The sequence below is a fragment of the Variovorax sp. 05L425 genome (genome assembly GCF_056397705.1).
On record NZ_JBFTNY010000001.1, the window covers coordinates 258,362 to 274,105 of the forward strand.

16 protein-coding genes are annotated in these 15,744 nt (G+C 64.7%); 11 read left to right on the forward strand and 5 right to left on the reverse strand.

The genetic code is table 11. From position 1 onward, the window contains the following. Window positions 1-6: 6 nt before the first annotated feature. The 5 genes from AC1DN9_RS01265 to AC1DN9_RS01285 all read left to right on the forward strand — a co-directional run bounded on the left by AC1DN9_RS01265 (window position 7) and on the right by AC1DN9_RS01285 (window position 6,133). Window positions 7-1,551, forward strand: a complete 1,545-nt coding sequence (locus AC1DN9_RS01265) for a nitronate monooxygenase (protein ID WP_478096512.1) — start codon at window positions 7-9, stop codon at window positions 1,549-1,551. Window positions 1,552-1,902: 351 nt separating this feature from the next. Further along, a complete protein-coding gene (locus tag AC1DN9_RS01270) occupies window positions 1,903-3,966 on the forward strand; it encodes a DUF6351 family protein (protein WP_478096816.1) in 2,064 nt (687 codons plus the stop codon). An 83-nt stretch (window positions 3,967-4,049) separates the two neighbouring features. Next, window positions 4,050-4,730, forward strand: coding sequence for a TetR/AcrR family transcriptional regulator (locus tag AC1DN9_RS01275; protein ID WP_478096513.1), 681 nt, complete (start codon window positions 4,050-4,052; stop codon window positions 4,728-4,730). A 107-nt stretch (window positions 4,731-4,837) separates the two neighbouring features. Then, window positions 4,838-5,128 carry a DUF1330 domain-containing protein gene (locus AC1DN9_RS01280; RefSeq protein ID WP_478096515.1) on the forward strand — a complete coding sequence of 97 codons (291 nt, stop codon included), beginning with the start codon at window positions 4,838-4,840 and terminating at the stop codon, window positions 5,126-5,128. Between the two features lie 93 nt (window positions 5,129-5,221). Further along, on the forward strand, window positions 5,222-6,133 hold the full coding sequence (locus AC1DN9_RS01285; protein ID WP_478096517.1) for a hypothetical protein: 912 nt from the start codon (window positions 5,222-5,224) through the stop codon (window positions 6,131-6,133). A 51-nt stretch (window positions 6,134-6,184) separates the two neighbouring features. Here the strand turns inward: AC1DN9_RS01285 and AC1DN9_RS01290 are convergent, their stop codons facing one another. After that, complete coding sequence (locus tag AC1DN9_RS01290) at window positions 6,185-6,568, reverse strand: hypothetical protein (RefSeq protein ID WP_478096519.1); 384 nt, start codon at window positions 6,566-6,568, stop codon at window positions 6,185-6,187. 581 nt (window positions 6,569-7,149) lie between these two features. Between AC1DN9_RS01290 and AC1DN9_RS01295 the strand changes: the two genes are divergently transcribed. Further along, window positions 7,150-8,172: a lysylphosphatidylglycerol synthase domain-containing protein gene (locus AC1DN9_RS01295; RefSeq protein WP_478096520.1), complete on the forward strand. Its 1,023-nt coding sequence runs from the start codon at window positions 7,150-7,152 to the stop codon at window positions 8,170-8,172. Window positions 8,173-8,197: 25 nt separating this feature from the next. On the opposite strand, the gene AC1DN9_RS01300 is transcribed toward AC1DN9_RS01295, so the two are convergent. Beyond that, window positions 8,198-8,695: a hemerythrin domain-containing protein gene (locus AC1DN9_RS01300; protein WP_478096521.1), complete on the reverse strand. Its 498-nt coding sequence runs from the start codon at window positions 8,693-8,695 to the stop codon at window positions 8,198-8,200. A gap of 272 nt (window positions 8,696-8,967) precedes the next feature. On the opposite strand from AC1DN9_RS01300, the gene AC1DN9_RS01305 reads away from it, so the two are divergent. Together AC1DN9_RS01305 and AC1DN9_RS01310 are read left to right on the forward strand one after the other, a co-directional pair. Further along, complete coding sequence (locus AC1DN9_RS01305; protein ID WP_478096523.1) at window positions 8,968-9,957, forward strand: hypothetical protein; 990 nt, start codon at window positions 8,968-8,970, stop codon at window positions 9,955-9,957. Window positions 9,958-10,067: 110 nt separating this feature from the next. Beyond that, on the forward strand, window positions 10,068-10,304 hold the full coding sequence (locus AC1DN9_RS01310; protein ID WP_478096525.1) for a hypothetical protein: 237 nt from the start codon (window positions 10,068-10,070) through the stop codon (window positions 10,302-10,304). A 19-nt stretch (window positions 10,305-10,323) separates the two neighbouring features. On the opposite strand, the gene AC1DN9_RS01315 is transcribed toward AC1DN9_RS01310, so the two are convergent. Then, window positions 10,324-11,760 carry a sensor histidine kinase gene (locus AC1DN9_RS01315; RefSeq protein ID WP_478096527.1) on the reverse strand — a complete coding sequence of 479 codons (1,437 nt, stop codon included), beginning with the start codon at window positions 11,758-11,760 and terminating at the stop codon, window positions 10,324-10,326. 1 nt (window position 11,761) lies between these two features. Continuing rightward, the gene (locus AC1DN9_RS01320) at window positions 11,762-12,436 is read right to left on the reverse strand and encodes a response regulator (protein WP_478096528.1); all 675 of its coding nucleotides are present in this window, start codon (window positions 12,434-12,436) and stop codon (window positions 11,762-11,764) included. Between the two features lie 171 nt (window positions 12,437-12,607). Here AC1DN9_RS01320 and AC1DN9_RS01325 point away from each other — a divergent pair, with 171 nt between their 5' ends. Genes AC1DN9_RS01325 through AC1DN9_RS01335 form a run of 3 tightly spaced genes read left to right on the forward strand, consistent with a single transcriptional unit; the run spans window position 12,608 to window position 15,309 of the window. Continuing rightward, window positions 12,608-13,618, forward strand: a complete 1,011-nt coding sequence (locus tag AC1DN9_RS01325; RefSeq protein ID WP_478096530.1) for an ABC transporter substrate-binding protein — start codon at window positions 12,608-12,610, stop codon at window positions 13,616-13,618. Then, the gene (locus AC1DN9_RS01330; RefSeq protein ID WP_478096532.1) at window positions 13,615-14,415 is read left to right on the forward strand and encodes an ABC transporter ATP-binding protein; all 801 of its coding nucleotides are present in this window, start codon (window positions 13,615-13,617) and stop codon (window positions 14,413-14,415) included. Before AC1DN9_RS01325 ends, AC1DN9_RS01330 begins: the two co-directional genes overlap by 4 nt. Before the next feature lie 39 nt (window positions 14,416-14,454). Continuing rightward, complete coding sequence (locus AC1DN9_RS01335; RefSeq protein ID WP_478096534.1) at window positions 14,455-15,309, forward strand: ABC transporter permease; 855 nt, start codon at window positions 14,455-14,457, stop codon at window positions 15,307-15,309. Window positions 15,310-15,321: 12 nt separating this feature from the next. On the opposite strand, the gene AC1DN9_RS01340 is transcribed toward AC1DN9_RS01335, so the two are convergent. Continuing rightward, window positions 15,322-15,711 carry a hypothetical protein gene (locus AC1DN9_RS01340; RefSeq protein WP_478096536.1) on the reverse strand — a complete coding sequence of 130 codons (390 nt, stop codon included), beginning with the start codon at window positions 15,709-15,711 and terminating at the stop codon, window positions 15,322-15,324. Between the last annotated feature and the right edge of the window lie 33 nt (window positions 15,712-15,744).

Here is a 15,744-nt window from a genome sequence, read left to right on the forward strand (position 1 = left end):
CCGCCCATGGCGATGTCTGATCGATTGCCGGCCGTTGAGCCTCTGCGCTCCGGCGCGCTGTATCGCCCCGTGTGCGATTTGCTGGGATGCCGTTATCCGCTGGTTCTGGCGGGAATGGGCGGGGTTGCGCGCTCCGAACTGGTGGGAGCAGTCACCCAGGCGGGAGCCTTCGGGCTGTTGGGCATGGTGAGGGAATCGCCAGGCTTGATCCGGCAAGAGGTCGGGAAGGTTCGTTCACTCACCAGCAGCCCCTTCGGTGTGAGCATCATTCCTGCCGCGACGGATCAGAAACTGCTTGACGAACAAGTCGCGACCTGCATCGACCTGAAGGTGCCCGTGGTGTGCTTGTTCTGGGATCTCTCGCACGCCATCATCGGCCGTCTGCGTGAAGCGGGCGCGCTGGTCATGTGCCAGGTCGGCAGTGCCGACGAGGCAGTGCTGGCACAGCAAGCGGGTGCCCAAGTCCTGATCGCGCAAGGGAGGGAGGCTGGTGGTCATGTGCGCGGCAGCCAACCCTTGTGCGACCTGCTTCCGGACGTGCTCGCCAAGGTGGACCTTCCCGTCCTCGCAGCGGGCGGCATCGCAGATGGTCAGGACGTGGCGACTGTCTTGTCGCTCGGCGCACAAGGCGCAATGCTGGGGACGGCCTTGCTGGCGACGCGGGAGTCGTTCGCTCATGACTTCCACAAGCAGGCGATCGTCGACGCGGGGGACGGCGACACGATCCTGACGCAAGCGTTCCACATCAACTGGCCGCGTGGCGCACGGGTTCGAGTGCTGCAAAACAGCGTGACCCGAGGCGATCGGGGTGATCCTTTTGGGCCTGAACTGACGGCCATCGGCCGGGAACCCGATCGACCGATCTATCTTTTCAGCACCGACTCGCCTCTGCGAACAACGACGGGCGACCTGGAGGCCATGGCCTTGTACGCCGGGGAGGGTGCTGCACGCATCCGGGATGTTCGGGCCGCGGGCGAGCGTATCGAGAGCATTGCGCGCGAAGCGGCCGCGTCTCTGTTTGTTGCCACCGAAGCTGTGGCCGAGAGGGTTGAGGTCTCCTCGCCGGTCTGCTATGCGGGCGAGTTGGAGGAGGCCTATCTGGACCTCGCAAGCGACGATGAGGTGCTTGGCGCGCTGAACGAACTGTTGGAGGCCGAACGCGCCGGCGCTCGTGTGTCGATGGAACTTGCCCGCCAGACCGAGGATGACACGCTGAGAGTGATCGCACGGGGCATATGGAAAGACGAAGTGAAGTGGTGCGGTGTCCTGATCCGCGCGATACAAGCTTGCAACGCAGTGCCGAGCACTCGCACTGGCGAGTTCTACGACAAATTGATGGCCATCCCGGATTTGAGAAAACGATTGGAATTTCTCAATCGCGGCCAGGCGTGGGTGGCCAGGAAGCTCGAGACCTTGACGCCTCGATTGCGCGAAAAGCGCCTTCAAAATGAATTGGCCGAAATGCTGTCCTCGCATGTGCAGAACATCGCGGGCTTGGACGACTACCTTCGCGATTCCGGAACTTCCCCCGTCTCGCGTTCAACTTCGTGATCGACTCGCCGGGAGAGGCACCGGGGTTTCCCCGATTCGCAGCACGCGTTCGGAAATTACAGTCATGTAACTTACAGAGTTGTAAGTTAACAAGGCGAACTCATCCCGAGTGCTCGAACAACGAAGGAAACAAGCGTGTCCAAACGGATAACCATTACTGTTGCCGCGGCCGCGGCAACGCTGCTCTATGGCTGCGGAGGAGGAGGGGGCTCAGGAAGTTTTCCGAGCGTGCCGAGCGCCGCTGCCCCGAGTCCAAGCGCTCCCGCCCCCAGTGGTCCTGTCTCCAGCGCTCCGGTGCCCAGCGCTCCTGTTCCCGGCGCCCCTTCTGACTATCCCGTGCAGATCGGGAAGGTGGGGCCCATCGCGGCGGACAACCCGCGCCAACAGCCGTTTGCGTGCGTGAGCCAGCAGATCGGAATGGGACAACCTGTCGTCGACAACCAGAACGGCAACGGCCTCCCGGTGACGGACTCGAACGGCAAGGTCATCGGCTACAGTGCCGACTGCGGCCTGGCCACGCGAGTCGACTACTTCTACCGGAAGGCCAGCGACCCGAACAACAACACGGACCTCACTCCCTACGATCCTGCCAATCCGCCGAACGACGTGGCGACGATCAACGTCAACGGCAAGAGCGTGAAGTTCATCGTCCGCTATGAACGCGGGACGATCAATCGCTTCCTCTACGGCATCGCGATGCTGGCGCCCAACCTGGACCCGAAGAATCCGACCGCGATCGACACATCGGTCTGGAACAAGGATCTCGTCTTCCAGTTGATCGGGGGCGTGGGAACCGGCCATACCCAGGGTCACATCGGCAACGCCACGCGCGGTTTCGTGAACCCGGGCCAGGAGGAACAGATGCCCTACCTGCTGCAGCAGGGCTACGCGGTTGTGATGTCGTCCGGCATGGCCACCTCCACGACCTATAACCTGATGCTCTCCGGCCAGACCGCGTCCATGATCAAGCAGCAGTTCACGGCTGCCTACGGCAAGCCGCGCTTCACGTTCGCGGTGGGTTCCTCGGGCGGCGCTGTGCAGCAGACGATCTTCGCCCAGAACTACCCCGGACTGCTGGACGCGGGCATCCCGATCCAGAACTTCCCGGACATGGTGACGCAGGTTGCGCCGGTCGGCGACTGCGAACTGCTGCACTACTACTTCGACAAGGTCGATGCGCAGGTCAATGGCACCGGCGTGGTCAACCCGAAATGGACGTCCTGGGCGAACCGCGCCATGGTCACAGGCCTGCACGGCATCGACGGCTACGCCAAGCCGACCGACGCGATCCTTCCGGGCACCTCGAGCGCCGTCAAAGGCTCGGATGTCTGCATGGAAGAGTGGCGAGGGGCCGTCCCCGAGTTCATGGACCCGTACTGGGGCCAGACCTACTACACCGACGGCAGCCTGAAGGTGCTGGGCGCCAAGGGCATCGCGTCGACCTTCTGGGGTTACTTCAACGACGTCGTGACAGTCTTCGCCGGCGACCCGAACGCGAAACCGTCGGCCACCACGCCGTCGACCTTCGACAACGAAGGCGTGCAGTACGGACTGACCGCGCTCAAGGCCGGCAAGATCACGGTCGACGAGTTCCTGTCGTTGAACGCTCACGTCGGCGGCTGGAAGGCGGGGCAGGACTTCCTGCCGGAGGGCTTCCCGTATCTTGGCGACGGGAGCAACATGAGCGACTGGGATCCCTGGAGCGCCCGCAACGGATCGGCCTCGACGCATGCCGGCAACCCGAACGACATCGCGCCCCGTACCGTCGCGAATGCAGCCAGCCTGGCCGCTATCCAGAATGCGTACAAGGCGGGCCTGGTCTTCCGTGGCAAGGTCAACACGCCGTTCATCCACATTGAGCCTTACCTCGAAGCCGGACTGAACGAACACGCGACGCGCGAGCCATTCGCTGCCCGCCAGCGCCTGATCGAGAACCAGGGCAATGCCGACAACCTGGCCATCTGGATGACGTCAACGGGCGACGACGATGCCAGCCTGGCTCCCTACGTCCAGCAGGCGCTGCAGGCCGAGACCCAGTGGTTGCTGGCCGGCAGTCGCCCCAGCAGCGTTCAGGACCAGTGCTATGACAGCAACGGCGGCGTCATCGCGGCGGGCCCACACGTCTGGGATGGTCAGCTCTCGGCGGACGGCACCCAAGTCGTGGCCGACACTGTGAACGGTGGCGCCTGCACGAAGCAGTTCCCGATCTACTCGGACGCCCGCGTGGCTTCGGGTGCACCTGTGTCCGGATCGATCTTCAAGTGCGCGCTCAAACCGGTCGTCAGCGCTCTGCATGACGGTACGTACGGCAGCGTGTTCTTCAGCGTCGCCCAGGAGCAACGGCTATTGCAGATCTTCGGCACCGGCGTGTGCGACTACAGCAAGCCGGACCAGGGCCGCCCTGCTGATTTGTAGGCTGAGCGTTGAGCGGCCATGAAGGCCGAGCCGGGATCGGATGGACTCCATTCGGTCCCGGCTTCTTGTTTTTCAGTGCGGCGATGCCGACCGGTGCCGTAGCGCCCGGACACAATACGGGCCACCGAATACAAGTCGAAAGCACCAAGTTGACTCCTCCCACTTCGAAGAAACTCAGACTGCCGCGACCCGCGCGTGAGCGCCAGATCCTGGGCGTTGCACTCGATTTGTTCATTTCGAAGGGGTACCAGGGGACGACGATGGAAGACATCGCGGAGGCCGCCGAAGTGACCCGGCCTGTTGTCTACAACCTCTTCGGCGCGAAAGACGCCATCTATCTGGCATGCCTTCGGCTGGCCCGACGCTGCCTCGATCAGCGCCTGATGGAAGCAGCTGGCGCGCATGTCGACGCCACTGGGCGCGAACGTTTGCGTGCAGGCATCGAAGGCTATTTCCAATTCGTGGAGCAGGATCGTGCCGCGTGGCGTTTGCTTTTCGGCGGGGGTGCTGCGGTCGCAGGGTCCGCCGTCGGCGAGGCCAGGCGGATGCGATTCGAGACGGTCGACCGAATCGCAGCACTGCTCACCCCCTTGATGCCCCAGGTCGCGCAACCCTTTGTCGTGATGCATGCCCACGCGCTCTCGGGGGCGGCTGAGCAGCTGGCCAAGTGGTGGGTCGAGAACGAACAGGTCGAACGTCCGGTGGTGGTGGATCTCTTGATGGATCTGATGTGGCGAGGATTCGAGGCACGCTTTGAGGCTTGAGTCTTCAGCGCGACAACCTCGGCGTTCAAATATGATCGATGTCGCGAGGGCCATTCAGTGGCCTCGGGCCATTTCGATGACGCAGCAGCAGAGAAAGAGAATTCACCATGGCAAAAGCCTATTGGGTCAGCGCATACCGTGCCGTCAAGGATGCCGACAAACTGGCGGCCTACGCCAAGCTGGCGGGCCCCGCCATCACTGCGGGCGGCGGGCGCTTCCTGGCGCGCGGTCTGCCCGCCAAGGTCTACGAGTTCGGGGTGGCCCAGCGCACCGTGTTGATCGAGTTCGACAGCGTCGAGCAGGCCACGGCCACGCATGACGGCCCCGACTACCAAGCTGCATTGGCCGCGCTGGGCGATGGGGCCGAAAGGGATCTCCGGATCATCGAGGGGGTTTGAGCGCGCCCGTCTTGCAAGGCTTGAAAACAAAAGTTCCCATTTAAGCGCTCGTAGTGCGACACTCTGGCTCGTCGGTTAACTCGGGAGCTCAGAATGGATGGCGAAGCGCATGTCTTCGGACACGCATTCTTGCGTGGCGAGCGCCGCCTTACCGTTCCTGAGTACATCGGCCTGGTGGCTTCGTGCCAGGCCGCCTTCGATGCGGCGATGGCCGAATTGCCGCCGTCGAGGCAGGTCGACCTTTGGAACGCTTTTCACCCCGAGACTTTTTTGCCGTCCAGCGGAAGGCGGTTGCTCTGGGTGTTGCGACGAGGCGTACTCGATGACCTGGCGCCAAAGGCCGAGAGCGTCCTCATGCAGCCTTGGCGACCCGTGCCGACAGAGCAAGAGCAATTGGTCTTCCGCGCGATGCTCGAAGCGCTTGCGACCGGCCGGGAGCGACCCAGCGAACTCACGGAGTTCTGCAACGAAATCTATCCGTGGCCTTCGGTGCAGGGAGTGGCCGAATACCTGACCGGAAATCTGGCGGCGGCGGTCCGGGCGGCCACGTTGGATGTCGCCGGGGACCGTCAACCAAGGCGCCTGCACTTGCCCAGCTGGGCACTGGTCGGAACGTTGCTCGACGTGTTGGGCGCTGCTCCGGGCCAATGGGAGGCTCCGCCCGCGGCGTTCACTGCAGCACTGGCCACGGTTCTAGGGGCGGAAAGAGGCAAGCTGACGAGCACACATGCGCGGGTGCTGGTAGAGCTCTACTTTGCGACAGGCGCTGGTCGCGAGGCTTCGGCGCCGGACCCGGTGCTTCGAGACAGGCTGGGCTTTACCGAGCGGAGCACGGCCTCGCAAAACGCGCTCGATGACAAGTTTCATGAGCTTCTGCGGCCGCTGCAAGGGCTTCAGCTGATTCAGATGGGCCGAGGTCTGCGGATAGGCTGGACCGCGCTCACCTTGGTGCACCTGCCGCCCGGCCAGACTGCAAGGGACTCGACCTTTCGAGATCTCCAGTGACGGTGTGCCGAAGGACCGCGTGGTCTCCTTCAGAGCCTCGCTCTCCCGCGGCTAGGCGGGACTGCCCGGTGCGGGTCGCAGCAGCCCGCTCGCGGCGCGGGCGCCGAGGGTCATCTCCGTCATCCACGATACCAGGAGCATGCCGTGGGCCTGCCGGCTTCTTTCATCCGACAGCGCGTGGTCGGCTCCCGCGATGCAACGAGAGGTCACCGATTTGACGTGCTTGAAAGCGCCCAGATAGCTCTCGATGACCGGATGCGGCACTGTCTTGTCGCTGAGCGTGTGAGGCGACTCCTCCCAGTCGCGCGGGCCCTCCGCGTCCGCATCGTGCAACGGATGACTGATGGCCTTGGTCGCCACATAGCGGAACGGCACGGCCCCGCGGGCCTGCCGATGCCTCGCGCCGTGCAGGTGATGCCGCTTCGGCGCTTTCAAGCTGCAAGGCCCTTGCCTCCGCTTGCGTCGGCATGACCTCGGGCAGTGGCGCTCCGTTGGGATTCGCGGGCTCTCGGAAAGCGGTTGCCATCGTCGTCTCCTTGCCACGTTCCCGTCTTCAGGCGCCGCCGATTCCGACGGTGACTTTGCCGGTGCCGCCGCAGGCCTGGCACACGCGGCGTTCCGGATCGCGGCCGGAGCCACCGCATACGCGGCAGAGGGCTTGGCCGGTGGAAGGCGTACCTGCCGGCGCCTCGTCGCCCGGGGACATCGTTGAACGAGGATCCTCGATTTGGACGGACTCTTCGGACTGTTGCGTCGAGTGTTGCGTCTTTCGAATGCTGGGGTCGGACGTGTTCATCGGCTCCTCGCAGTTCTCAATGCCTGATCGCCGCACGAGATTGCACCGTTGCAAGGATTGCGTTGTGCGTGGCGTGCGGGAGTGGTTGTAAGGAAAAGGCGAGGGGCGAGAAATTCAAGTGAGGGGTCGCGATGCCGCGGTGTCCGCCTTTTGCACCCGCAATCAGCGCTCTCGACCGACAGCCGCAGCCTGTGATTGGCGCCAAGTTCCCGTCACGTCAATGGCCAACACAAAAACGATCCTGCGTGTCTTCAGGCGCTGGGGCTTCATCCTCGTGTCGATCGTTGTCCTGGGCGTGCTGCTTTCGCATGCGCATGAGATCGATTGGGCCGGTGCCTGGAAAAGCCTGAGGCGATACCCACCAACGGTTCTGCTGGAGGCGCTTGCAATGGCTGTCCTGAGCCACATGCTGTATGGGTGCTTCGACTTGCTGGGAAGGCGACACACAGGCCACGAGCTCCCGCGCTGGCACACCTGGTGCATCGGCATGGCGAGCTATGCGTTCACGTTGAACCTCGGAGCATTGCTGGGAGGCGTCGCAACGCGCGTGCGCCTCTATGCGCGCGCCAATCTCGACGAGGTCACGATCGCACAATTGATCGCGTTGGGGGCGACGACCAATTGGATGGGCTATGGCGTCGTTGCGGGGACCCTGTTCGCCGCCGGGGCCATCGCACCGCCTTCCCGATCTCATCTGACGCCGGGAGCCCTTCAGGCGCTCGGCATGGCGATGATTCTGTTGGCACTCGCCTATGTCGCTGTCTGTGCGATGGCCCGCGGGCGCACCTGGCAAGTACGCAAGCGCAAGATCCGCCTTCCAGCGCCGGGCCTTGCCTTGTCGCAGCTTCTTGTCTCTGCGGGCCATTGGGCGACCATGGGGGCTGTCATGTATCTGCTGCTGGGCATGGAGGTCCCGTATCCGATCGTGCTCGCCGTGCTCATGGCGGCGGCGATCGCCGGCGTCGTCACGCCCGTTCCTGCCGGACTGGGTGTGCTGGAGGCCGTCTTTCTGGCATTGCTATCGGGCACCGTTCCCCAGGGCAGGCTCGTGGCCGCTGTTCTGGCTTATCGGGCGGTTTACTACCTGGTCCCGCTCGCGGGCGCCGTGGGGATCTACTTCGGGCTGGAGAGGTACTTGTCCAGACGAGGGGGTCAGGATGTCGCCCGCTGTGGTCACTGTGATCCAGTATCACAGCCAACCGCGCGGTACCTGGATGACGAAGGCCCGGCTGGTGCTGGCTGAAGGCCCGCGCGCGCGAGCGTCATGGTCATGCGGTCGCGGTCAGCTCGGCCATGAGTTCTTCCTTGCGCGATTCAAGCTGCTCGCGCATGGCGATCAGGTCGAGGCCGTGCGCCGCACGCGCCTTGACGAAAATCTCGTTGCGTTCTTCCTTGACGTGGTGATCGATGTATTCCCCGAGCACGATCACCTTGGCGTCGAACTTGTCATCGACGTCGGTCGCCTCCTGAATCTGGGCGATCAGGTCCTTGGCGCTGGCATGCTCGACCTCGGCCTCGTCGAGGAGGTCGGTCTCCTTGATCGCTTCACGCAAGGCGGGATAGAAAATCTCCTCCTCGATCTGCGCGTGGACGGTCAACTCCGAGCAGATCTCCTGCGCCAGATCGCGCTTCTTCTGGGGGGCGCTGGCCGCCTTGGACTTGGTCAGCTCCTCATAGGCCTTGAACAGCTTCTTGACGCTGCGATGGTCCGCGTCGAGAAGGCTGCAGGCGTCGGGTGCGGCGCGTTTGGTCGTGGTGGTCGGCATCGTGGGCTCCGGTTGGGTTGTTGACTTGGACGAGTGGGGGAGCATCCGTACGCAGGCGCGGCACGCGTGTCGGCTGCGTCTTGACTAGCGGTAGGACCTCTCCCACCGTGATTGCCGAGATGGTTCAGGCACCCTGTCGCCGGCGCGGGCGGGCGTGGAATTCATCGCGCGGCCAAGTGGGTCCATCGCCTACTCGACGTCTGGCCGCTGGATGACCAGGGTCGAACGCGTCGAAACGGACATTGCAGCCTTCACACACGAGGAGCAATGCGATGGCCGAGTACAGCATCAACCCCACCGCCGAGCCGCGTGGCGCCGCCCATATGGCGGATTTGTCCGTGCGCGGGCTTCCCGCAGGTGGCAGTGGCGTCTCATGGGGCGCCATATTTGCCGGTGCTGCCGGCGCCGCAGCCTTGTCGCTTGTTCTTCTGCTGCTCGGCGCCGGCCTCGGGCTATCGACGGTCAGCCCGTGGGCAAACAGGGGCGCCAGCGCCACGGCCATTGGCGTCGCATCCATTCTTTGGCTGTCGTTCACGCAACTTGCCGCATCGGGCATGGGCGGTTATCTGGCCGGCAGGCTGCGCACCAAGTGGGCAGGGGTCGACATCGATGAGGTGTACTTCCGAGACACCGCGCACGGCTTCCTGGCGTGGGCTGTCGCAACGCTGCTCACTGCTGCGCTTCTGACATCCGCCGTCGGATCGATCATCGGGGCAGGTGCGCAGGCGGGTGCCACGGCGGCGGGCGGTGCGGCAACCGCCGCAGCCTCTGCGACGGCCGCGGGGGCTTCCGCCAGCAACTCTTCGTCCGGCCCCGTCGGCTATTTCATTGACTCGCTGTTCCGCCGAGAGGGCGGCGCACCTGCGGCGGCTCCGGCCGATGCAGGCGCCGCGTCGACTGCAACGACCGGCGCGCCGACGATGCCCGAGCGAAGCAATGCGGTAATCACCACCGAAGTCACCCGCATCTTCATGAACGGCATTCGCACCGGCGCCTTGCCGGCCGAGGACGGCAAGTACGTGGGGCAAGTCGTGGCGCAGCGCACAGGGCTCAGTCAGCAAGATGCCGAGAAGCGCGTGACCGATGCCTTCGCCAAGGCCCAGGCGGCGCTCAACGATGCGAAGGCCAAGGCACAGGAGGCCGCGGACGCGGCGCGCAAGGCTTCTGCCTATGCATCCCTCTGGCTCGTGATCTCGATGCTGGTCGGTGCCTTCGTGGCGAGCTTCGCGGCCACTTATGGCGGTCGTCGTCGTGATCTCTGATCCTCGACTCAAGGAGAACTCACATGCGCTCACTTCTGCTCTATTTTCTTGGCGTGCCGATCCCGATCATCATCCTGATTGCGTTGTTCTCCCGGTGAACCCCCGGGGCAATGGAACTCCTGGACCTCGTGCAGTGGCCCGCGTTTGCGGCATCGATCGCGGCGGCCTATCTCGTCGCTTCGAATGCAAGGGGCAGACGCAATGCAGGTTTCTGGATATTTCTGCTCAGCAATGTCCTGTGGGTGGCTTGGGGGCTTCACACCGGCGCCTGGGCGCTGATCGCCTTGCAGGTTTGCCTGGCCGCGCTGAATGTTCGGGGTCTGTTCAAGACGGAGCCGAGTATGTGACCGTCGCTTCCTGCCGGACCTATGTCGCCGCCCGGTCTTCGTTGCCTGCCGCCGCAAACAACACCGACGCGCGCAGACCTGTCCGGCCGCTCTCGTTCGAAGCCAGCGAGACGGTGGCACCGAATGCACGCGCAATCTCGCGCACGATGGCGAGGCCGAGGCCGGTGCCGTCGGTGTTCTGCGATACGCGGTAGAAGCGCTCGAACACGCGTCCCATCGCTTCGGCCGGAATGCCAGGGCCGTTGTCTTCCACCGAGAGTTCGACCTGATCGCCGATGCGGCGCACTCGCACCGTCACGCGGCCGTCCTCCTGCGTGTAGCGCAGCGCGTTGTCCACGAGATTGCTCACCAGCGCATCGAGCAACGCGGGCTGCGCCACCACCCATGCGGTGTCGGCCTTCTCGGGCAATTCCATCCCCAGATCGATGCGGCGCCGGTCGGCCAGCGCAGCCAGTTGCTCGATGCTGTGCAGCGCCACCGCCGCGAGGTCGACACGCTCGAGGCTCGCGGACGCATCGCGGTGCTCGGCCTGGGCGAGCAGCAACAGCTTGTTGGTGACGTCGACGAGGCGCCGGTTGCTGGTTTGCATGGCGACCCACATGGCGTCCATGTCCGCGCGCCGTGTGTCCCACTCCTGGCGATGCTGCCGCGTGTAGCGCGCGTATTCGATCTGCGAGGCTTGCAGCGCAAGCGGCGTGCGCAACTGGTGGGCGGCGTCCGCGATGAAGCGCCGTTGCGCTTCGGAGTGCGCACGAAGTTGTCGGACGAAGCCGTTGATCGTCTCGGCAACGGGGCGCAATTCGGTGTGCAGCGAACGCGGATCGACCGCGAAATCCAGCCGCATCGGATCGTGCTGCGCGAGTTGCCGGCTCAGCCGAAGGACCGGGCGGAGTTCCCAGGTCAGCGCCAGCGTCGTGAGCCCGATGGCCAGCAGCAGCGCAATCAGCAGGAAGCCGACCGTCGGCAGCCAGAGCGCGCGCAGCATGTGATCCCGGCTGCGGGTGGTCTTGCCGACGGCGATGGTGACCTCCGCGCCGCCGCCGACGTCGTACATGGCGCGCTGGGTCACGACGGCGCGCAGTCGCAGGCCCTGGAACTCGGTGTCATACCACTGCGCGCGGTCCACACCCACCAGTTTTCGTTTCGCCGGCAGCGGGAATCCGGGCATCCCCGCGAGCACGTTGCCGGCAGCATCGGTCACGCTGAGAAAGACCTGGTCGCGATCGGGCGAGGCAAAGAGACTCAGCGCCGAGGGCGGCACGCTGGCCTGCACGTTGTCGCCTTCCCAGATCAGGCGCTCCGACAAGACCTTGGCGGAGGCCAGCAGGTCGTGGTCCTGCACATAGTCGGCCACTGCCGCGGCGTTGCGCCAACTCAGGTAGCCGCACACGCCGACGAACACCGACAGCGGCAGCAGCAGCCATGCCGCCAGTCGCACGCGCAGGCTTGCGAGCAAGTCAGCCTTCGTCGCGCGTGCGCAGCAGGTAGCCGACGCCGCGCAGGGTGATGATGGTGGCCTGCGCCGTCTCCAGCTTGCGCCGAAGACGATGCACGTAGAGGTCCACGGCGTCGGCGCTGGCTTCCTCGTCGAGGCCGAAGATGGCGTCGACCAGTGTTGGCTTGGAAACGGTGGTACCCATCTTGAGCATCAGCGTCTCCAGCAACGTGCGCTCGCGCGGCGGCAGCGCCAACTCTGCGCCTGCGAGCGCGAACTGACGTGTGCGCAGGTCATAGTGCAGATCGCCGCAGAGGATGTCGTTGGCCTTGCCCGGCACCTGGCGACGGACCAGCGCCTTGATGCGCGCGACCAGTTCACGGACTTCGACGGGCTTGACGAGGTAGTCGTCGGCGCCGATCTCCAGGCACATCACCTTCTGGTCCAGCGATGCGGTCGCGGTCAGGACCAGTACCGGCACATCATCCCGCCGCGCCCGCAAGCGCCGCAGGACGCCCTTGCCCGAGAGACCCGGAATGTTGAGGTCGAGCAACACGACGTCGTAGCGGGTCTGCTGCAGCAGGCGGTCGGCGGCATCGCCGTCTTCGACGTGATCGATCACGAAGTCCTGTTCCCGCAGCAGGTTGGCAAGCCATAGGGCGAGTTGCGGGTTGTCTTCGACGAGCAGGAGTTTCATGGAGGTGCGGGATTCTAGAAAACCCGGCGAAGGTCCGTGCGGCCTAGGGTTTACCAGCGGAAATCGCGGTATGCACCGAAAGCCGGCTGAAAGAACGCGAAACCTAGACTGGCCGCGTCCTGCGACACCTCGGTCGCGCGGCATTTCTTCCAGCCTCCAGGAGACATTCCAATGCGTGCTTTCCACCGCAACCTGCTTGCCACCGCCCTGTGTTCCGCGTTGGCAGCGGCGGCCCCCTTCGCCCAGGCTGCCGAGCCGATCACGATCATGGTCGGCGGCATCAACAAGATTATCTACCTGCCGGCCAAGCTCACCGAGGCACTGGGCTACTTCAAGGACGAAGGCCTGACCGTGGAGCTGCAATCGCAGCCGGCCGGCGTCGATGCCGAGAATCAGCTGATCGCCGGTGCGGTGCAGGGCGTGGTCGGCTTCTACGACCACACCATCGACCTGCAGAGCAAGGGCAAGGAAATCCAGGCGATCGCCGTGTTCTGCAAGGTCCCGGGCGAAGTCGAACTGGTGTCGACCAAGGCCGCAGCCGATTTCAAGACGATGGCCGACGCCAAGGGCAAGACGCTGGGCGTGACTGGCCTGGGTTCGTCGACCGAATTCCTCACCCGCTACCTCGCCGATCGCCAGGGCGTCGCGACCAAGGACTATTCGCTGTTGCCGGTCGGCGCAGGCAACACCTTCATCGCGGCCATGAAGCAGGACCGCATCCAGGCGGGCATGACCACCGAGCCCACCGTTTCCGAGATGCTCAAGACCGGAGATGCCAAGGTGCTGGTCGACCTGCGCACCGAGAAGGACACGAGCGCGGCGCTCGGCGGCCTCTATCCGGCCGCGAGCTTCTACGTGCAGAACGCATGGGCCGAATCGCACAAGGAGCAGGCCGCGAAGCTGGCCCACGCCTTCGCGCGAACGATGGAATACATCCACACGCACAGCGCCGAGGAAATTGCCGAGAAGGTGCCGCGCGACTACTACGGCAGCGACAAGGCCCTGTACGTGCAAGCGCTGGGCGCCTCGCTTCCGATGTTCACCGCCGACGCGAAGATGCCCGCGGGCGGTCCCGAGACGGTGCTGAAGGTGCTGGCCACCTACAAGCCGCTCATCAAGAGCAAGAACATCGACCTGTCGAAGACCTACACCAACGCCTACCTCGCAGCGAGCGCCAAGTGACGAACACGACGAACGCGGCGGACACGCCAGCCATCCAGTTCCGCGACGTCTCGCTTCGCTTCATCTCGGCGGACGGCAACGCGACGGTCGCGTTGCGCAACTTCAGCATGTCGGTGGCGCGCGGCGAGTTCGTCGCCATCGTCGGTCCGACGGGCTGCGGCAAGTCGACCACGCTGAACATGGTCACCGGCCTGCTTCGCCCCACGGTGGGCGAGGTGCGGGTGATGGGCCAGCCGGTGCAGGGCATCGATCCGCGGATCGGCTTCGTGTTCCAGGCCGATGCGGTGTTCCCGTGGCGCAGCGTGACCGAGAACGTCGCCGCAGGCCCGATGTTCCGCGGCAAGTCGAAGAAAGAAGCGCACGAGATGGCCGCGGAATGGATTCACCGCGTCGGCCTCGGCAAGTTCGGCGAGCACTACCCGCACCAGTTGTCGGGCGGCATGCGCAAGCGCGTCGCGCTGGCGCAGACCTTCATCAACAGCCCCGAGATCCTGCTCATGGACGAGCCCTTCTCGGCACTCGACATGCAGACCCGCACGTTGATGCAGGACGAACTGCTCAAGCTCTGGTCGGGCACGGGCGGCTCGGTCGTCTTCGTCACGCACGACCTCGAAGAGGCCATCGCGCTCGCTGACCGCGTGTTTGTCCTGTCGGCACGCCCCGGCACGCTCAAGCGCGTCTACGACATCGACCTGCCGCGCCCGCGCATCACCTCGCAGGTGCGCTACGAGCCGCAGTTCATCGAGCTTTCGAAGCACATCTGGGACGACCTTCGCCAAGAGGTGGTCCTTGCCTGAGTCCCTTGCCGAATTTCGTTTTCCGGAGCCTTTTCAACAATGACCGAACTAGTCCTGCCCGCCGTCCTGAGCGACGACGCGCTGGCCCGCGAGTCCGAGCGCGCGCAGGCGCGCATTCGCCGCCGACGTTCCATGATCATCTCGCTGCGCGTGCTGGTGCTGCTGGTCGTGCTCGGCGGCTGGGAGATTTCCGCCCGCCACAAGTGGATCGACCCGTTTTTCTATTCGATGCCTTCGATGATCTGGGACCAGCTCGTCGAGTGGATACGCGAAGGCACCGCGCAGGGCTCGCTGTGGATGCAGGTCGCCGTGACGCTGGAAGAAACCGTCATCGGCTTCCTCATCGGCTCGATCGCCGGCGTGGTGTGCGGCATCCTGCTGGGCCGCAACAAGCTGCTGTCGGATGTCTTCAGCCTCTACATCCAGATCGCCAACTCCATTCCGCGCGTGGTGCTGGGTTCGATCTTCGTGATCGCATTGGGGCTGGGCATGGCGTCGAAGGTGGCGCTCGCCGTGGTGATGGTGTTCTTCGTCGTCTTCGGCAATGCCTTCCAGGGCGTGCGCGAAGCTGACAAGTACATGATTGCGAACGCGCAGATCCTCGGCGCCTCGCCGCGGCAGGTCACGATGTCGGTCGTCATTCCCTCGGCGATGTCGTGGATCCTGGCGAGCCTGCACGTGAGCTTCGGCTTTGCGCTGGTCGGCGCCGTGGTCGGGGAATTCCTCGGCGCGAAAGAGGGCATCGGCCTGCTGATTTCGACCGCGCAGGGCGCTTTCAACGCGAGCGGCGTGTTCGCCGCGATGATCGTGCTGGCCGTGGTGGCGCTGGCTGCAGACTTCCTCCTGACGTCGCTCGAGAAGCGCCTTCTCAAATGGAGGCCCGCGGCCTTCTGAGCACGTCGCGCGCTATCGACGCACCGTCGACATCACGGTCGCGCGGCACCTGGGCTGCTCGGCAGGCGGCAGCAGGCGGCAGTTGTCCAGGGCGCGTTGCTGCATGTCGCTCAGTCGCGGTTGATTGCGCCGTGGAGGCGAATTGTTCCAGTGGTTCGGCGGCGGGCTGTGCCAGTTCGGATGGCGAGGGGGCTGGTGCCAGTTCTGGTTGTGATTCCACCGCTGGCCGGGGCCGCGCTGCCAGCCCCTTTCCCACATGCAGCGGTCGAAGTTCACGCCCCGCCGGTCGCAAGCCCTGAGGTCGCGATCGAACTGGGGGCTGTTGTGCCACTGGGCCATGGCGGACCCGGTCGTCGTGAGCCCTGCGATCGCGAGGAGCATTGCCGAGATCAATTTCTTCATGGCACGGAATATTGCACTCGCATGCGCTTCACG

Excerpts from the sequence above, each read along its gene's own strand:
- AC1DN9_RS01265 (WP_478096512.1), top strand. The coding sequence starts at position 7 with ATGGCGATGTCTGATCGATTGCCGGCCGTTGAGCCTCTGCGCTCCGGC.
- AC1DN9_RS01310 (WP_478096525.1), top strand. The coding sequence starts at position 10,068 with ATGGAACTCCTGGACCTCGTGCAGTGGCCCGCGTTTGCGGCATCGATC.
- AC1DN9_RS01280 (WP_478096515.1), top strand. The coding sequence starts at position 4,838 with ATGGCAAAAGCCTATTGGGTCAGCGCATACCGTGCCGTCAAGGATGCC.
- AC1DN9_RS01340 (WP_478096536.1), bottom strand. The coding sequence starts at position 15,711 with ATGAAGAAATTGATCTCGGCAATGCTCCTCGCGATCGCAGGGCTCACG.
- AC1DN9_RS01275 (WP_478096513.1), top strand. The coding sequence starts at position 4,050 with ATGCCGACCGGTGCCGTAGCGCCCGGACACAATACGGGCCACCGAATA.
- AC1DN9_RS01335 (WP_478096534.1), top strand. The coding sequence starts at position 14,455 with ATGACCGAACTAGTCCTGCCCGCCGTCCTGAGCGACGACGCGCTGGCC.
- AC1DN9_RS01300 (WP_478096521.1), bottom strand. The coding sequence starts at position 8,695 with ATGCCGACCACCACGACCAAACGCGCCGCACCCGACGCCTGCAGCCTT.
- AC1DN9_RS01305 (WP_478096523.1), top strand. The coding sequence starts at position 8,968 with ATGGCCGAGTACAGCATCAACCCCACCGCCGAGCCGCGTGGCGCCGCC.
- AC1DN9_RS01285 (WP_478096517.1), top strand. The coding sequence starts at position 5,222 with ATGGATGGCGAAGCGCATGTCTTCGGACACGCATTCTTGCGTGGCGAG.
- AC1DN9_RS01295 (WP_478096520.1), top strand. The coding sequence starts at position 7,150 with ATGGCCAACACAAAAACGATCCTGCGTGTCTTCAGGCGCTGGGGCTTC.
- AC1DN9_RS01320 (WP_478096528.1), bottom strand. The coding sequence starts at position 12,436 with ATGAAACTCCTGCTCGTCGAAGACAACCCGCAACTCGCCCTATGGCTT.
- AC1DN9_RS01325 (WP_478096530.1), top strand. The coding sequence starts at position 12,608 with ATGCGTGCTTTCCACCGCAACCTGCTTGCCACCGCCCTGTGTTCCGCG.